The 15,181-nt window shown below is 45.4% G+C and carries 13 protein-coding genes; 10 read left to right on the top strand and 3 right to left on the bottom strand.

Annotated features, from left to right (window positions below):
* The first annotated feature begins 46 nt into the window (after nt 1-46).
* Nucleotides 47-703 (top strand): YheC/YheD family protein, encoded by a 657-nt coding sequence (locus MKX46_RS10185; protein WP_165148519.1) that lies wholly within the window; start codon nt 47-49, stop codon nt 701-703.
* Between the two features lie 282 nt (nt 704-985).
* On the top strand, nt 986-1,129 hold the full coding sequence (locus MKX46_RS10180) for a sporulation histidine kinase inhibitor Sda (protein WP_007431918.1): 144 nt from the start codon (nt 986-988) through the stop codon (nt 1,127-1,129).
* Between the two features lie 160 nt (nt 1,130-1,289).
* Here the strand turns inward: MKX46_RS10180 and MKX46_RS10175 are convergent, their stop codons facing one another.
* Nucleotides 1,290-2,294 (bottom strand): NAD(P)/FAD-dependent oxidoreductase, encoded by a 1,005-nt coding sequence (locus tag MKX46_RS10175; RefSeq protein ID WP_340933088.1) that lies wholly within the window; start codon nt 2,292-2,294, stop codon nt 1,290-1,292.
* Between the two features lie 231 nt (nt 2,295-2,525).
* Here MKX46_RS10175 and MKX46_RS10170 point away from each other — a divergent pair, with 231 nt between their 5' ends.
* The 4 genes from MKX46_RS10170 (at nt 2,526) to MKX46_RS10155 (ending at nt 6,963) form a co-directional block, all read left to right on the top strand.
* Nucleotides 2,526-3,716: an NAD(P)/FAD-dependent oxidoreductase gene (locus tag MKX46_RS10170; protein WP_318628001.1), complete on the top strand. Its 1,191-nt coding sequence runs from the start codon at nt 2,526-2,528 to the stop codon at nt 3,714-3,716.
* 134 nt (nt 3,717-3,850) lie between these two features.
* Nucleotides 3,851-4,357 (top strand): MarR family winged helix-turn-helix transcriptional regulator, encoded by a 507-nt coding sequence (locus MKX46_RS10165; protein WP_318628002.1) that lies wholly within the window; start codon nt 3,851-3,853, stop codon nt 4,355-4,357.
* A gap of 114 nt (nt 4,358-4,471) precedes the next feature.
* Complete coding sequence (locus tag MKX46_RS10160) at nt 4,472-5,809, top strand: HlyD family secretion protein (protein ID WP_039272689.1); 1,338 nt, start codon at nt 4,472-4,474, stop codon at nt 5,807-5,809.
* Nucleotides 5,806-6,963, top strand: coding sequence for an ABC transporter permease (locus MKX46_RS10155; protein ID WP_341071218.1), 1,158 nt, complete (start codon nt 5,806-5,808; stop codon nt 6,961-6,963). The genes MKX46_RS10160 and MKX46_RS10155 overlap by 4 nt, the downstream gene beginning before the upstream one ends.
* An 89-nt stretch (nt 6,964-7,052) precedes the next feature.
* On the opposite strand, the gene hemQ is transcribed toward MKX46_RS10155, so the two are convergent.
* Nucleotides 7,053-7,832 carry a hydrogen peroxide-dependent heme synthase gene (hemQ, locus tag MKX46_RS10150; protein WP_023990152.1) on the bottom strand — a complete coding sequence of 260 codons (780 nt, stop codon included), beginning with the start codon at nt 7,830-7,832 and terminating at the stop codon, nt 7,053-7,055.
* A 345-nt stretch (nt 7,833-8,177) separates the two neighbouring features.
* Between hemQ and MKX46_RS10145 the strand changes: the two genes are divergently transcribed.
* From MKX46_RS10145 to uvrC, 4 genes are all read left to right on the top strand, one after another.
* Nucleotides 8,178-9,695 (top strand): DnaD domain protein, encoded by a 1,518-nt coding sequence (locus tag MKX46_RS10145; RefSeq protein WP_069012623.1) that lies wholly within the window; start codon nt 8,178-8,180, stop codon nt 9,693-9,695.
* A gap of 53 nt (nt 9,696-9,748) precedes the next feature.
* Entirely contained in the window at nt 9,749-10,696 is a 948-nt protein-coding gene (dnaI, locus tag MKX46_RS10140) for a primosomal protein DnaI (RefSeq protein WP_029518246.1), read from the top strand.
* A gap of 125 nt (nt 10,697-10,821) precedes the next feature.
* Nucleotides 10,822-11,139 (top strand): thioredoxin, encoded by a 318-nt coding sequence (gene trxA / locus MKX46_RS10135; protein WP_010347861.1) that lies wholly within the window; start codon nt 10,822-10,824, stop codon nt 11,137-11,139.
* 160 nt (nt 11,140-11,299) lie between these two features.
* Nucleotides 11,300-13,384, top strand: a complete 2,085-nt coding sequence (gene uvrC / locus MKX46_RS10130) for an excinuclease ABC subunit UvrC (RefSeq protein ID WP_069012624.1) — start codon at nt 11,300-11,302, stop codon at nt 13,382-13,384.
* Here the strand turns inward: uvrC and MKX46_RS10125 are convergent.
* The gene (locus MKX46_RS10125; protein ID WP_069012625.1) at nt 13,353-15,083 is read right to left on the bottom strand and encodes a CPBP family intramembrane glutamic endopeptidase; all 1,731 of its coding nucleotides are present in this window, start codon (nt 15,081-15,083) and stop codon (nt 13,353-13,355) included. The genes uvrC and MKX46_RS10125 overlap by 32 nt on opposite strands.
* Nucleotides 15,084-15,181: the final 98 nt, after the last annotated feature.

The raw sequence follows: 15,181 nt of genomic DNA, 5'->3' as shown, positions 1-15,181 counted from the left end.
TGTTGAGTATGTATAAGTATACCTGACGGCGAAAGGAGAGGGTTAGATGAGACAACTTGCAAGCAAATGGCTAAAGACGAAGGCGCTGCTCCACCATCCACATACCGCCGTTTATATACCGGAAACCTGTCTATATAGTGAAGATCAATTGCGCATGATGCTGCGGCGGCATGCTTTTGTGTTTATAAAACCTGTAAAAGGAGGCGGAGGAATCGGAGTCATGCGTGTGGCAAAGGAGCGTAGGGGATACACCTGCACGCGTATGGAGCACACGCACCGGTTCAGTCATTTTAGAGCACTTGTAATCGGAATCCATAAGCTCCGAATCCAACGCCCATATCTCATTCAACAAGGGATCCAACTGGCAAGTATTCAAGGTAGACCTGTCGACTATCGAGTCAAAGTTGTGAAGGAAGGGCAGAGATGGGATTTTCGTGCGGTAGTTGCACGTCATGCTCGTCCCGGACTGGTCATTACGAATCTGTGCAGAGGGGGAACTTTGCTGAAGGGAACAGATGCGCTTCGAATGATATATCCCCGGCGGCTTGCTACGCGAAAGCGGCGAGAGATCATTGAACTTACACAGCGCTGTATTCCTGTGCTGGAAAAAAGGTTTCCTGGGATTGGACAACTAGGATTTGATTACGGGCTTGATCAGAATGGAAGGGTATGGATTTTAGAGGTTAATACAAGACCTCAATAAATTTCTGTTTTCTTCAATAAAATCCCAATTTAATCTATTAACAAGACGCTAAATATAATATATTTGTATAAATAATAAAAATATTTTTTTTGTGTTCAAGCTTCAAAATTCTGTGTATAAATATTGTCCACATTATCCCCTGTCACATATAAGGGTTAACGACACTTACCAACAATTTATACACAGGATTTCCACAATTGGCTGTGGATAACAGAACGCTTGTTCCGTTTTTGGTATTTTGATAGAATAGATTTTGAAATAAAAGGAAAGGTTGTGTCGAGGATGGCTATGCTGACGGATGAGATGCTTTTGGATTCCTATCAGATGGCAATCGAGCTTAAACTTGAATGTGACTTCATTGCACTGTTGCTGGCTGAAATTCACAAAAGAAATCTAGAGATGAATACAGCCGTAGTCCTTCATTAGACCGGACAAGCTCTCGTACTGCGACTGTAAAGTCATTCAGGGTTCGAATGGCTTTACAGACAATCACTGCAACGAATAGGCACACCGTAAAAAAGGGTATTTCACTCCAAACATTCAAATTTGGAGTAAAATACCCTTTTTTGTCATAGTCTAAACTAGACTACAATTTCATGTTACTGCTGTGACCAGGAGACAACTTGGCATCTGGATCTACATAGACCTTGGCGTTGTTGACTGCCGTAGGGGCTTCACCAAAGCCGACCGCAATCAGCTTGAGCTTGCCTGGATAGGTTGTAATATCTCCTGCGGCGAAAATGCCGGGAATATTGGTTTCCTGGCGAGAATCGACCACGATGGAATTACTTTCGATTTCAATTCCCCATTCAGCAATCGGGCCAAGTGTGGATACAAATCCAAAGTTAACGATCACATCGTCCACTTCGATTTCCTGTGTTTCTTTGGTTTTTACATGAGCAAGAGTGACTTTCGTAATCGTGTCTTCTCCATGCAATTCTGTAATTTCCGTTGGTGTAATAACATTTACTTTGGATGCCAGGAGGTTTTCGACACTGTGTTCATGCGCACGGAATTTGTCGCGGCGGTGAATCAATGTAACCTGTTCTGCAATTGGTTCCAGCATGAGTGCCCAGTCTACGGCAGAGTCACCGCCACCACTGATTAGCACTTTTCGGCCTGCAAATTTGCTCAGGTCGCTAACAAAGTAATGCAGGTTCGTTTTTTCAAAATGTTCGGCACCTGGAAGCTCCAGTCTGCGCGGCTCGAAAGCACCAACACCAGCGGTAATAATAACCGCCTTACCATGATACTCGCCACCTTTGTCTGTTTTTACAATGAAGTGGCGTTCTTCTTTTTTCTCTAACGATACGACTTTCTCTTCTAGCTGCACTTCTGGATTAAAGTGGTTCATTTGTTGAACCAAATTGTTGACCAGTTCCTGTGCAGTTACTTTAGGAAAGCCAGCAACGTCATAAATATATTTTTCAGGATAAAGGGCTGCAAGCTGGCCGCCCAGTTGGGGCATACTTTCAATTAAGGTGACGGATGCCTGACGCATTCCTCCGTAAAAAGCGGCGAAAATACCGGCTGGACCGCCTCCAATAATGATCAGATCGCGGATCTCCGCGCCTGTGGATTGAGTTGTCACTCTAAAAACACCTCCGAAAGGGATAGTATGGAATTTGTAATTATTGAATCAGCCGCATAGAGGTTCAGATAGCCGCCGAACGCATGATTCACTGTTTATCATTATAAACTGCCAGGTTCCGCTTGCAAAGTTAAAGCTATTAATATTTGATGAAGACTTTTTTGTGAGTGTAAATTAACCGTTTTGAGAGAACAGCTTCGAATAATTATGTATATCGGAAGGGGTAAAAGCATGAGCAGTATTCCCAAAATTGTCATTGTGGGCGCCGGATATGGCGGTATATTGACGGCTCAGCAATTGCAAAAGGAGCTCAAGCACAATGAGGCGGATGTCACGCTGATCAACCGTCATGATTACCACTATATTACGACACATCTTCATATGCCTGCGGCAGGTACGGATACGATTGAGCATTCAAGGATTCCGATTGCCCAACTGATCGATGAGTTCAAGGTGGATTTAGTCAAAGGAACGGTTAAGGAAATCATACCGAAGGAGAAAAAAATCTTGCTGGAGGATGGCTCGCTTTCCTATGATTATTTGGTCATTGGACTAGGCGGGGAGCCAGAAACATTCGGTATTCCGGGAATGGATAAGTTCGCGCTGACGATTCGCAGTATTAACTCGGTTCGCCTGATTCGTGAGCATATTGAATACCAGCTGGCCTTGTATAAAAACGACGGTAAACCAGGTCGCCTCAATTTCGTCGTAGGGGGCGCTGGTTTTAGCGGTATTGAGTTTGTAGCGGAGTTAGCGGATCGTTTGCCACAGCTGGCTAGAGCGTATGACATCGATTTTAACCGAATTCAAATCATTAACGTCGAGGCGGCTCCAACGGCACTGCCAGGGTTCGATCCTGAGCTGGTGGAGTATGCGATGGATGTCCTTAAGCGAAAAGGGGTCACCTTCCGCATTGGAATTCCGATTAAGGAATGCTTGCAGGATGGTGTAATCGTTGGTGAGGGTGAGAAAATCGAAGCCTGCACGGTGGTCTGGACGGGAGGGATTCGTGGAAACGGATTAATTGAGAAAGCTGGATTCGAAGTGATGCGTGGAAGGGTGAAAATCGACGATTTTCTGCGTGCACCGGGCCACGATGATATTTTTATTATCGGGGACAGCTCCTTGATGTTTAATCCCGAAGGACGCCCTTATCCACCGACTGCCCAAATTGCGATGCAGCAAGGGGTGCTCTGTGCCAAGAATCTAGCCGCTACTCTCCGCAAAAAGGAGTTGCACAAGTTCGTATTTTCCAACAAAGGGACGGTTGCTTCTCTTGGAAAAGGCGAAGCCGTCGCCGTGGTGGGCAAGCGCAAAATAAAAGGTTGGGTGGCCGCACAATTGAAAAAAATTGTCGATCTCCGCTATCTGTTCATCATAGGCGGAATTCCACTGGTACTGAAAAAAGGACGGTTTTTCTAAGGCCAGAAGGTTTCCATGACTCCTTGAAAGGAGCTTGGAGGCCTTTTTTATTTCAATGAACAAAAAAAGATATTGACTCATAACTATTTGACGTCGTATAGTATGATTACTAATTACAGAGGGGGAGCTTCACATTGAATTCTGATTTTAAAATCAATGCCGATCCCAAGAGAATACATTTATTGACTGAAAAGTTTCCAAATGTGGACTCCCAATCGTTGAATACGTGGGTACTTTTCGTGCAGGCAGCACATGAAGTGTACAATGGAGTGTCTTCCAGACTCTCGGAATATGGGCTATCTGTAGGCAACCTGAAAATTTTAATGCCATTGTTTTTACATGAACGTGCATTGACTCCATCAGAGCTGGCTGAATATTCAGGGGTTACTCGTTCAACAGTAACCAGCGTAATTGATAAGCTGGAACGGGACGGCATCATCCGAAGAAGTACGCTGACGGATCGACGTATGACCGCGATCTCCTTGACTGATGAAGGAAAACAGTTAATGACGGAAAAAATTCCGATGTTCATCCAGCTTTTTTCGGATTTAATGAATGAATTTACAAAGGAAGATCATATTCTATTTGCTACGTTATTAAATAAGTTTTCCTCAGGACTTGAACGGATAAAACGGGAGTAATCAAATTTCCCGGCTTAAATAGTTAGACGTCGTACTATCAGATTCCTTATTTGTTTTTGACTATTATTTTTTAACTATCATTGGCTAAATCATCATGAAGGAGAGTTTATTGCAATGAATAAAAAGATCATTGTGTACGTGCTACTTGTTGTTGCATTAGGTACCGGAGGTACGCTGATGGCAATGAGCGGCAAGGATGCTGTGAGTATGGCAGCCCAACAAAAAAACACACTGCTTACGGCAGATACCGTAAATGTTGCTTTTCAGGGCGTAGGGGGAAGAGTAAACACGATTGAGGTGAAGGAAGAACAACAGGTGAAAAAAGGGGATGTGCTCATGACCCTCGATCCTGTAGACCTTGATTTGCAAATTGAGAAATTAAAAACGGATATCGCACAGGCTGATGTGAAAATAAAACAGGCTAAAGACGGGCTGCAAAATCAGTCGGAGAAAATTTCAACTTCAGAAAAACAGGGACAATTGGACATTCAAGCCGCGCAAGCAGGAGAGTCCTTATTAAATCAAGGAACACGTGCGGAGGATATTCTAAGACAAAAGCTGGCTATTGAAGCAGCACAGCAATCGTTGGACGCAGCTCTGACAGGAGTAGAGACAGCCAAAAGGAATGCGGAAATCGCGCAAAAAACAGTATCATCCAGACAACAGGCTCTGGACTTGGCTAATGTGAATTACAACCGTATCAAAGCGTTATATGATGCTGGAGCTGGAACTAAAGCAGAACTGGATAACGCCAAAAACCAACTGGATAATGCCCAAATCGCGTTAGATACAGCTACAGATCAGGTTGAAATTGCCAAAAACCAGATTATAGCGGCTAGCAAACAATCGGACATTGCTAAAAATGGGATCGCTCAGCAGCAAACCGCTTTGGATAAAATGGAGGCAGGCGCAACTGCTGAGGAACGCCAGCAGGCTCGTATCAAAACAGAAAAAGCCAAGGAAGCCTTGACTCAAACCTCGCAAACACGAAAAGATGTTAAGAATAGCGAATACAATGTGGATCTTCTGGCTCAACAAAAGCAGGCATTAAGTGTTCAACTCAAAACTTTGGAATTGCAGCGCGGACGTATGGTGCTGAAGGCATCCGCAGATGGTAAGGTGTCGCGTATTGTACCTAAAATGGGAGAGATCGTTTCTACGGGGGCAACGGGCGTCGTTATTGAAACCAATCAGCTATACTACGATATTTATGTGGGCGAGGATTCCATGTCACAGTTTAAAGCTGGGGGAAATGTGAATACGCACGTCGTAGCTTTAGATAAAGATGTCCAAGGCAAGGTGAGGTACATTACTTCTGCCCCTCAGTATACCAACATGAGAATGAGTCGGGACAAAGGTCTGTCGGATATAAGCTCCTTCCAAGTGCGGGTGGATGTCCAGCGAACATCTGAATTATTACCTGGAATGACGGTAGAGGTTGTGACGAAATGAAGGCGTTTATAGAAGAATGGAAGCTGATGATCAGTGGTAAGATGGTTTTTATCATGCTGCTCGTTCCTATCGTAGTAGCTGTAGCCTTTGGATTTGTTTTTAAAAATAATCAGCTTAACGATGCCTCTGTAGCTGTAGTCGATTTAGATCATAGCAGTTATAGCCGACAGCTTATTAATAAATTGGATGCATCGCAGTATATTGATGTACGCCATGTGCAAGAGAATGAAGCCGATCCGAATTTACTTTTATATAATGAAAAGTTTTTTGCGGTGATTTACCTTCCAGCTGGGTTGGAGGAAAATAGGATCAAAGGAGTTCAGAGCAACATCGGTTTCTATGTAGATAATACGGTAGGTCAGGCTACTGGAAATCTACGCTCGGCAGTCACAGAGATCATGGCGACGGAAAATGCGATGCTGGCTGGTGGTGGATTAAAGGGTATGGGAATGAGTGACAGCCAGGTTACAGGGCTTACTTCCAATATGCTGCTTCAGCAGCGCCTGTTATATAATCCTACCAATGCTACTTTGATGACCTCAGTTATGGGGTTCATTAATACGGTCATGATTTCACTGATTGGTGCTACTGTACTGACAATTGTCCCGCGATTGCGGGAGCAAGGAAGATTAAAAGAGGAGCTTCAGTTTTCGTATGGTTTGATTCTTAGGGTGTTGCCGTATGCGTTAGTAGGATGTGTTTCCTTTTACCTGTCCATTGGTTTACTTAAGCAAATTGGCGGACTGCGCTTTGAAGCGAATGTATGGCAGCTCAGTATCCCATTTCTCCTGTACACGATTACGTTGAGTTTGTTTGCGATGGCTTTAGGGTGGAATGCGGCGAATCCGGGAAAAGCTTCCCCACGCCTCATGCTAATTATACTGCCTTCGTTTTTACTGAGCGGCGCTCAATTGCCAGTAGCTATGCTGCCTACATCGCTGCAATATATTAGTAATATTCTTCCATTGACCTGGCATTTCAAGTTTTTGAGAGGGATGGGCTTCAAAGGTGGGAGCCTGAAGTATTTTATTCCTGAGCTTGGCGGCTTTTTGATCCTATTAAGTGGTCTGCTGCTTGTTATCTTTATTCAGATCGCTTTGGAGAAAAGAAAGCTGGCGAAAAGTGAGGATTCGTCCGTCGTGGTGAGCCTGTGATGCAATAAAAAAAGGATTCCGTCGTCCCGAAAGTGGGAGTTCGCGGAATCCTTAATTGTATGCTGCGATATGGTACTAACGGTTGTGCTTTACAGCTTCAACATGTCTTCAAATGTCTCTTCATTCAACACGCTGCCGACATAGAAGGAGCCGAATTCACCGTAACGGGCACTGACTTCATCAAAACGCATTTCGTAGATTAGCTTCTTGAACTGAAGTGCGTCATCGGAGAACAGTGTTACGCCCCATTCCCAATCGTCAAAGCCGACAGAACCGGAAATGATTTGCTTTACTTTGCCAGCATAGCTGCGTCCAATTAAACCGTGGCTGCGCATCAAGGTGCGACGCTCGTCCATTGAAAGCATGTACCAGTTGTCATCTAGATCACGTTTTTTGTTCATTGGATAGAAACAAATATAACGGGCCTTGTTTAATACAGGCTTCAAGCGTGCGACAATTTGTGGATTTTGCATAGGATCTTCATCTTTGCTCAAATAATTGCTCAGTTCCACTACACTCACATAAGAGTAGGTTTTAGTTGTATATTTGGCGAAGGTTGTTTTGTTAAAATCATTTTCCAGTTTATTGAGGTCTTCCAGCGTTTCGCGCAGGTGCATCATGACAAAATCAGCCTTTTGTCCGACTACAGTATAGACAGCTGAGCTGCCCAGACCCGCTTCCTCGGTAACGTTCCATTCCTTCATAAACTCTTGAAGCTCGTCCAGTGCTCCGGCGCGCTCTTCATCGTCTGCTGTCTTCCATGCTGTCCAGTTGATGGACCGAAAATCGTGAAGCGCATACCAGCCTTCCAGTGTGGAGGCTACTTCGTTAGGTGTTGCTGGGGTTTGTTGAGGTTGATGTTGACTCACGATCTACACTCCTTTACGATCTGTAAATGGTAATCGGCTTAGCCGAAATATGTGTACTTCCTAATATCATTCCTGTATCCAATACGTGATACTTAACCATTACATTGTAGCTCAAAGTAAAGCTTTTCACCAATGAAAGAAGTGTGAAGAATTTTATTTTTACCATGATGCAGGTCACAAAGTCATAAAATAGTTAGTATTCTCGAAAAAAGTAGAACTCAGACGAATACGGCTGCCAAAAAGGAGAACAATTGCCCTTATTTTGTTGGTCCCACCAGAAGGCAAGTATGATAGAATAGAAAAACATCTTGGAGACCGTTATGTCAGGAAAGGAAGAATGTTGGAATGCGGATGAAAAACCTGCTGCACTATACTGAGAACCACCGCTACTGCGTTTATCGGGAATTTGGCTTGAGCGCACTGGATGAATTGATGCTGGGAAGCGTCTATCAGCCGATGGTAGGCGCATTTGCGGTCAGTCTGTATCGACTGTTGTTCCAGCATGTGCCAGTCGGACAAATCGGTTATTCGCCGTTGGAACAGCAGCGTCGCCTTTTTCTGACACTGGGACTGGAGCCGAGTGAGAAGGGACGCAAGTATTTGATTGAACAGACCTCCAAACTGGAGGCCGTCGGTCTGTTACAGACGTCCAGGCTGTATGCACCCGAAACGGACGACTATATGTATGAATATGAGATGCAGCCGCCGCTCGCACCTGCTGAATTTTTCAGAACACAGCATCTCACCCTTTTGTTGAGAGACAAAATCGGTAAGTTTGCAGTGCTTTCTCTGAGAGAATCATTGTGGAGCAGAGAATCTAGCGAATGGTCGCAATCTTCCTATAATAAAGAGAATATTTCGATTCCATTTTATGAGTTATTTGAACTGAATACCCATGTTATAGATTATGAATTGGAGCAGGCGTTGTCCGAGGTGTCTACTAGCCGTCAGACTGGACCACTTGCGTCAGAATCGGAGGAAGCATTGAATTATGCAGATATTATTCTCCGTTTTCCGCGTGAATCTGCCAATCGTAAGCACGTGGAGCGTCTTCGGTTTGAGCACGAGCAGTTAGGCATGGTCAATTACGTTGTTCGCAAATTTGATCTTTCTGTACAGGATATTAGCCGCTTGCTGGATGAGGACGGTATTTTTACCGAAGCAGGCGACTTGTTGCTCGACGAGCTTCAGCTTCGGGCTAGCCAGCACTCCAGACAGGATCGCAAGCGTCAGGAGGAGCAGCAGGTTCAAGCCGCCAAGGTAGTTGCTTTGCGCCAAAGGGAAGCTTCCACATCTGAAGAGCCGCCTGCAGAGCAAGCTGTGGAAATGGAATTTTATGTGGAGGTTCCCCCACAATTCACAGCCAAGTGTGACATTCACCAATATAATATGATGTTGCGCAACGAGCCTTATCGCCGTTTGCTGCAAACCTTTTTCCCCGGCACGGTTCCCGGTAACCTGCTGGATATATTCGAGAAAATTGATATCAGCTATAAGCTGCCAGGCGAAGTCATCAACGTGCTGATCCATTATTTGATGTCACTGCTCGTATCCGGGAGCGATCAGCGGATTAACCGCAACTTTGTCGAGGCCGTTGCTTCCAATATGCTGCTTAAGCAGGTAAACACTTACGAGAAAGCCGTTCAATATATAAGGGATCAAGCTAAGGTAAAAGGAAAACAGTCCTCTGCTTCTCCTTCCGGCGGTCGATCCCGCGCGTATGCCAAAAATAACGGGCCAGCCAAGCCATCCATTCCAATCGTTCAAGATCAACCTTCCGAGGAGTCTGTATCTGAGGAAGAATTGGATGAACTGCTGCGTCTGGCCGAACGAATGCAATCCGGTAAACAGAAAAAGGTGTAGGTAGATTTTAAGGTATCCATAACTCTGCACTTTTTAAGAAAGGAGGAGCGTTCTTGGAATCACTGGGCGATTTGCTGCAGCAGATGCAGAACCCTTCGTTTCGCCAGCGCACTCGCAATGTAGCCGATCAGGTTCTAAATGATCCGCTCGTGCAGGAGTTTTGTGCTGCGCATCCTGATGTGGACGAAACACAATTGCGACTCAACATGAGCATGCTCTTTCAGTATGCCCGAGATCGTCGAAATTGCGACAATTGTCCGGGACTGGAACGGTGTCCTAACGATTTTCAGGGCCACTTTTGCAAGCTGGGCGTGGAATATCCGAATGGAACTGCTGAAATTGTAGACATTCGGACCCCATGTGCGAAGCAGATTGCTTCCCAACATGAGCAACGGGTGCGTGAGCGAATTAAAAGCTTCTATGTGGATGAACGCGCACTTCTGGAGGGATATAACGCCCTTGAAATTGCGCGTAAAGATTCACAACGCATGCCTGCCGTCACACAGCTATTCCGTTACATTGAAGAAACGAAAAGTCAGGGTCTATCCAAAAAAGGACTGTATCTGGAAGGTACGTTTGGTACGGGTAAAACTTTTTTGATGGGCTATTTATTGCACGAGTTGGCCCTGTCGGGTCTGAACGGTGTGATCGTGTATATGCCTGATTTTGTGGAGGACTTAAAGTCCATGATCCAGGATGGGCAGAAGCTTAAGGAAACGACCGAAATGCTCAAAAATTGTGATCTGCTTGTATTTGACGATATTGGTGCCGAAAATTTAAGCCCGTGGGTACGGGACCACGTGATGGGCTCTATTTTGAATTACCGAATGAACCGCAAACCTACTTTTTATACTTCCAATTATTCTTTGCAGGGACTGGAGAAGCATCTCAGCTTTACGAGCAAGGATGGAGAGGAAATGTATAAAGGACAACGCTTGATGGACCGGATTCGTCCTTTTGTAGATGTCATTACCGTAAAGGGAAAAAATCAGCGGGGGTAAGCGTTTATCCGTCTGCTATTTCGATATCTTACAATTAAAAGACTATTGTGATATAATTAAAAGGTGTCGAAATAGACATTACAGGTTATAATAATCTTGACTTTTCTATAAAGGAGGAACATACAATGGCAATTGTTAACGTGTCCGATCAATCCTTCAACGCAGAAGTCGAAGGCACAGGAACCGTTTTGGTTGATTTTTGGGCGCCATGGTGCGGTCCTTGCAAAATGATCGCTCCTATTCTGGAGGATCTGTCCACAGAAGTTGGCGACAGCGTCAAAATCGCGAAGGTGAACGTGGATGAAAATCCAGAGTCTGCTTCCCGTTTCGGCGTGATGAGTATTCCGACCCTGATCGTTTTCAAAGACGGACAGCCTGTTGATAAAGTGGTAGGTCTGAACTCCAAAGAAGCGCTGAAAAGCATGCTTACTAAGCACCAATAATCATCGCATGTGACCCATGCTCCCGCGGGGGCTTGGTGGAGCGGCCATGAAAGGTCAATGCCTCCGGTTGTAAATACCGGGGGCGTTTTTGTGTATTATTCCTATATATTATAAGTAGTTAGTTGAGTAGTCATTAAGAATGGAAGGAGGAACCGGGCAAATGAAACCTTATGCGGAGGACTTGCAGAATCAGGAAAAGGCGCTGGAGAACATACGGCACAAATTAGCGTTACTGCCGGATGCATCAGGCTGTTATCTGATGAAGAATAGCGAAGGCACCATTATTTATGTCGGCAAGGCAAAAGTGTTGAAAAACCGGGTCCGTTCCTATTTTACAGGTAGCCATAACGGCAAGACGCAGCGACTGGTTTCCGATATTCGTGATTTTGAATATATCGTTACAGGCAGTAATATGGAGGCACTCATTTTGGAGTGCAACCTCATTAAAAAGTACCAGCCACGCTATAACGTGCTATTGAAGGATGATAAAACCTTTCCGTATTTGAAAATTACGAACGAGGCACACCCCAAGCTGGAGGTGACCCGTCGCGTTCTGAAAGATAAAGCAAAATATTTTGGACCGTACCCCAATTCCTACGCGGCACATCAGACGAAGAAGTTGCTGGACCGTATGTATCCGTTACGCAAGTGTGGTGTGATGCCCAAGGAAGTGTGTCTGTATTATCACATGCATCAATGTTTGGGGCCTTGTGTGAAAGAGGTCGAAAAGGAAACGTATGACCAGATTGGTCAGGAAATTGGTTCCTTTTTGAGCGGGGGACATGAGGAAATTAAAAAGGATCTTCAGCGTAAAATGCAGGAGGCCGCAGAGGAATTGTACTTTGAGCGGGCCAAGGAGTTGCGAGATCAGATTATCAGCATCGACGCGATGATGGAAAAGCAGAAAATCACCACATCGGATGCGAAAGATCGAGATGTATTCGGTTTTTCAGTAGATAAGGGCTGGATGTGTGTACAGATCCTATATGTCCGCAAAGGTAAAATGATCGAGCGCCATATGTCGACTTTTCCTTTCTACGGTGAGGCTTACAGTGATTTTATGTCCTATGTGACGCAATATTATAGTGACAACCCAGCAGTGCCGCAGGAAATATTGCTGCCGGATTCTCCTAAGCTGATGCAGGCGAAACAGGTCAATGTCGATCAACCGGTTGCGGCAGAAACTGCACTCTACAGTGCACCTACAGCCGATGTTACCGGACAGACAGATGAGAATGCGATACAAACGGAGACAGAGCATTCTGCTGACTCACTGCTGGTGGCTGAAGAACGGGCAACTTATGCAGCGGCAACGAATCAAGATCAAGCTGGTGACCAAGATGCCGAGATAAAGGAAATAGAAACTCAACTATCCGGTGGACTGGAGGACCCGAGTACGGCGGCTCTCGCTCTGGCTGAATGGTTGGATGTAAAGGTACTTGTACCGCAGCGTGGACTGAAAAAGCAAATGACAGGCATGGCGACGGAAAATGCACGTGTAGCTTTGGATGAGAAGTTTAAGCTGATCGAGCGGGATGAGGAACGAACATCCAAAGCTGCAAGCAATCTCGGACGTGCCATTGGGCTGGATAGCTTGCACCGGGTGGAGGCATTTGATAACTCCAACATCCAGGGTTCCGATCCAGTCTCAGCCATGATCGTGTTTATTGATGGCAAGCCTGCCAAGAAGGAGTATCGAAAATATAAAATCCGTTCTGTGCAGGGACCCGATGATTATGAAACAATGCGTGAGGTTATCCGGCGTCGATATGAACGTGTGCTTAAGGAAAATTTGGAACGTCCCGACTTGATCGTTGTCGATGGTGGACGTGGACAAATTAAGGCGGCGACCGATGTATTGCAAAATGAGCTGGGTTTGTTCATTCCTGTATGTGGTTTGGTGAAGGATGCCAAACATAGAACATCCCAACTATTGGTGGGAGAATCCTCTGAGGCCGTGACACTTGCACGTAATAGCGAAGAATTTTACCTGCTGCAACGGATTCAGGACGAGGTTCACCGTTTCGCCATCACGTTCCACCGCGAGCAACGCGGCAAATCTATGGTAACTTCCCGGCTGGACTCTATTCCAGGCATTGGCGAGAAACGGCGTAAGTTACTGCTTAAGCATTTTGGATCGCTCAAAAAAATAAGAGAGGCCAGTGTCGAAGACTTCCGGCCTCTCTCTATTGGGGATAAGCTTGCGCGTCAGATTATAGCTGCCCTTCGGGAGGAGGAGTCGTAGAATGCGACTCCTCTTTTTGTATAGGTTCAAACATCATTCGATTTGGCTTTTTAGGACTAAACCAATAAATGATGTAACCCACAATGGCTGGAAGTAAGATCCAGAATAGGCCCGCGCTCACGTTCACAGTATCTCCCAGACTCATCACACTAAGTCCCATTAGAATGCTGTCAAAAATAACGTGGCTGAACATGGCGGCAATAAAGCCGTAACGCAGGAACACAAAACTGAACAGCAAACCAAGAAAAGTCAGCTCAATAGGTCTGGAAATCACTGGATAGATCGGATAAAGTGTATGTCCCAGTGCCCAAATCAGCGTGGTGATCAGACAAGCAACAAAAGTATTTTTCACTATTTTTTTGACCATCGGAATACCAAACAGACGGTAGACAGTCTCTTCACCAATACCTGCCATCCAGGCCATAATCGGCAGTAGCCATGGATAAGCCATATTGTAAGGGGATTGCGTGGCATCTGTGGTGGAGAATGTATTAAATGTGCGCTCCAGTATAAAGAATAAAATGGATTGTACCCCGAGCAAAATAAAGGCCCACAAGTAGCCAACATACATACTGCGAAGCACATACAGCCCGTAGCCCGGCTCTTTCGCACGTGGCCATGCATTCAGTCCAACCTGACGCATAAGTCCGTCACCGCCGACCAAGGAGAAGTAGAGCGCTACAGCCATGACGAAGGTAACACCAATCTGGAAAACCATAAGAAATAGAAGCATGCCCTTACCGCCTGCTTCTGCTTGCAATAAAGGCAGCATGTTCATGGTCCCAGCTATACTAGCAATAAAGTATATAACGGATAGAACAATGCCGCGTACAAATGAAGTATGTCGTCGGGTGAGTGACGCATACACAATGGCAAGTACACCCAGCACAAAGCTAAATAGGGCATAACCCGCATAGGTCATCCAATTCGCCCAAAATGTTTGCTTTTCGATATAATCGGTATAGGATGACGGGGCCGAAAAGCTTTGAGTGAAGGAGCGAACATCACCGTCTTCAAAAGTAAAAGCCAGTGTAAGTACCGAGGCGCCAATTTTTTTATCGTCTACGGTATACTTTAATCCGCCTTCTTGTTCAGTGGTCGCGAGCTTCAAGTCCGACGGCTTAAAGCCAAAGCGCTTCACCCATACAGCGGCCGCCTGCTCCTTGGCTTCAAGCGTCATGCCGTCCTCAGCCACACGTACAAGCCTGTTACGTGCTTGTTCATCCGTAGAAATATCAGCCTGCGTGTAATTGGTGCTGGAGGTGATCCGTTTAAAACTAACGACCTTCCCAGTGGATAAATCTACATGAATTTGCAGCTTGCTCTTCGCTGAGGATTCAGGCAGATCGACCCGAAAGGTTTCGTAAGGGTAATTTTTCTTCCATGTACGGTCGTACTGTTGAAGCAGTTTTTCTCTAGATAAATAACCGTACAAATCTGTTTCGGCCTGATAGGTCACCAGAGGCTCCTCTGGCTGTGATTCAGTATATCCCAGCTCGGAGCGGGCGAAGTCCAATGCGTGTATGACCGCTTCTTGTTTGCTGATGACCTTTGCATTCATTACTGATTCTGGACTCGGATTGCTAAGCGAGGGAATAAGCAATTGAAAGATAAAAAAGCAAATCAGGCCAATCCCGCCCAGCAAGCCTAATTTTTTGAAGTTGGCCGTGAGCACGACCGGTTTCCCGATAGGATTCATGAGTTTCCTCCTTAATCTGTAAATAAGAACATCCATTAAAGATATCATACTGCACAGGTTCCCGCCAACAGACCAGCGATATTCATGAAAATAGAGTG

It is taken from the genome of Paenibacillus sp. FSL P4-0113, from assembly GCF_038009305.1.
In the GTDB taxonomy this organism is placed as follows: domain Bacteria; phylum Bacillota; class Bacilli; order Paenibacillales; family Paenibacillaceae; genus Paenibacillus; species Paenibacillus polymyxa_D.
The sequence above is the reverse complement of the archived record's forward strand: the minus strand, read 5'-3'. Positions and strand labels throughout refer to the sequence as shown.

Excerpts from the sequence above, each read along its gene's own strand:
- MKX46_RS10160 (WP_039272689.1), top strand. The coding sequence starts at position 4,472 with ATGAATAAAAAGATCATTGTGTACGTGCTACTTGTTGTTGCATTAGGT.
- MKX46_RS10180 (WP_007431918.1), top strand. The coding sequence starts at position 986 with ATGGCTATGCTGACGGATGAGATGCTTTTGGATTCCTATCAGATGGCA.
- MKX46_RS10155 (WP_341071218.1), top strand. The coding sequence starts at position 5,806 with ATGAAGGCGTTTATAGAAGAATGGAAGCTGATGATCAGTGGTAAGATG.
- uvrC (WP_069012624.1), top strand. The coding sequence starts at position 11,300 with ATGAAACCTTATGCGGAGGACTTGCAGAATCAGGAAAAGGCGCTGGAG.
- trxA (WP_010347861.1), top strand. The coding sequence starts at position 10,822 with ATGGCAATTGTTAACGTGTCCGATCAATCCTTCAACGCAGAAGTCGAA.
- MKX46_RS10185 (WP_165148519.1), top strand. The coding sequence starts at position 47 with ATGAGACAACTTGCAAGCAAATGGCTAAAGACGAAGGCGCTGCTCCAC.
- MKX46_RS10125 (WP_069012625.1), bottom strand. The coding sequence starts at position 15,083 with ATGAATCCTATCGGGAAACCGGTCGTGCTCACGGCCAACTTCAAAAAA.
- MKX46_RS10170 (WP_318628001.1), top strand. The coding sequence starts at position 2,526 with ATGAGCAGTATTCCCAAAATTGTCATTGTGGGCGCCGGATATGGCGGT.
- MKX46_RS10145 (WP_069012623.1), top strand. The coding sequence starts at position 8,178 with ATGCGGATGAAAAACCTGCTGCACTATACTGAGAACCACCGCTACTGC.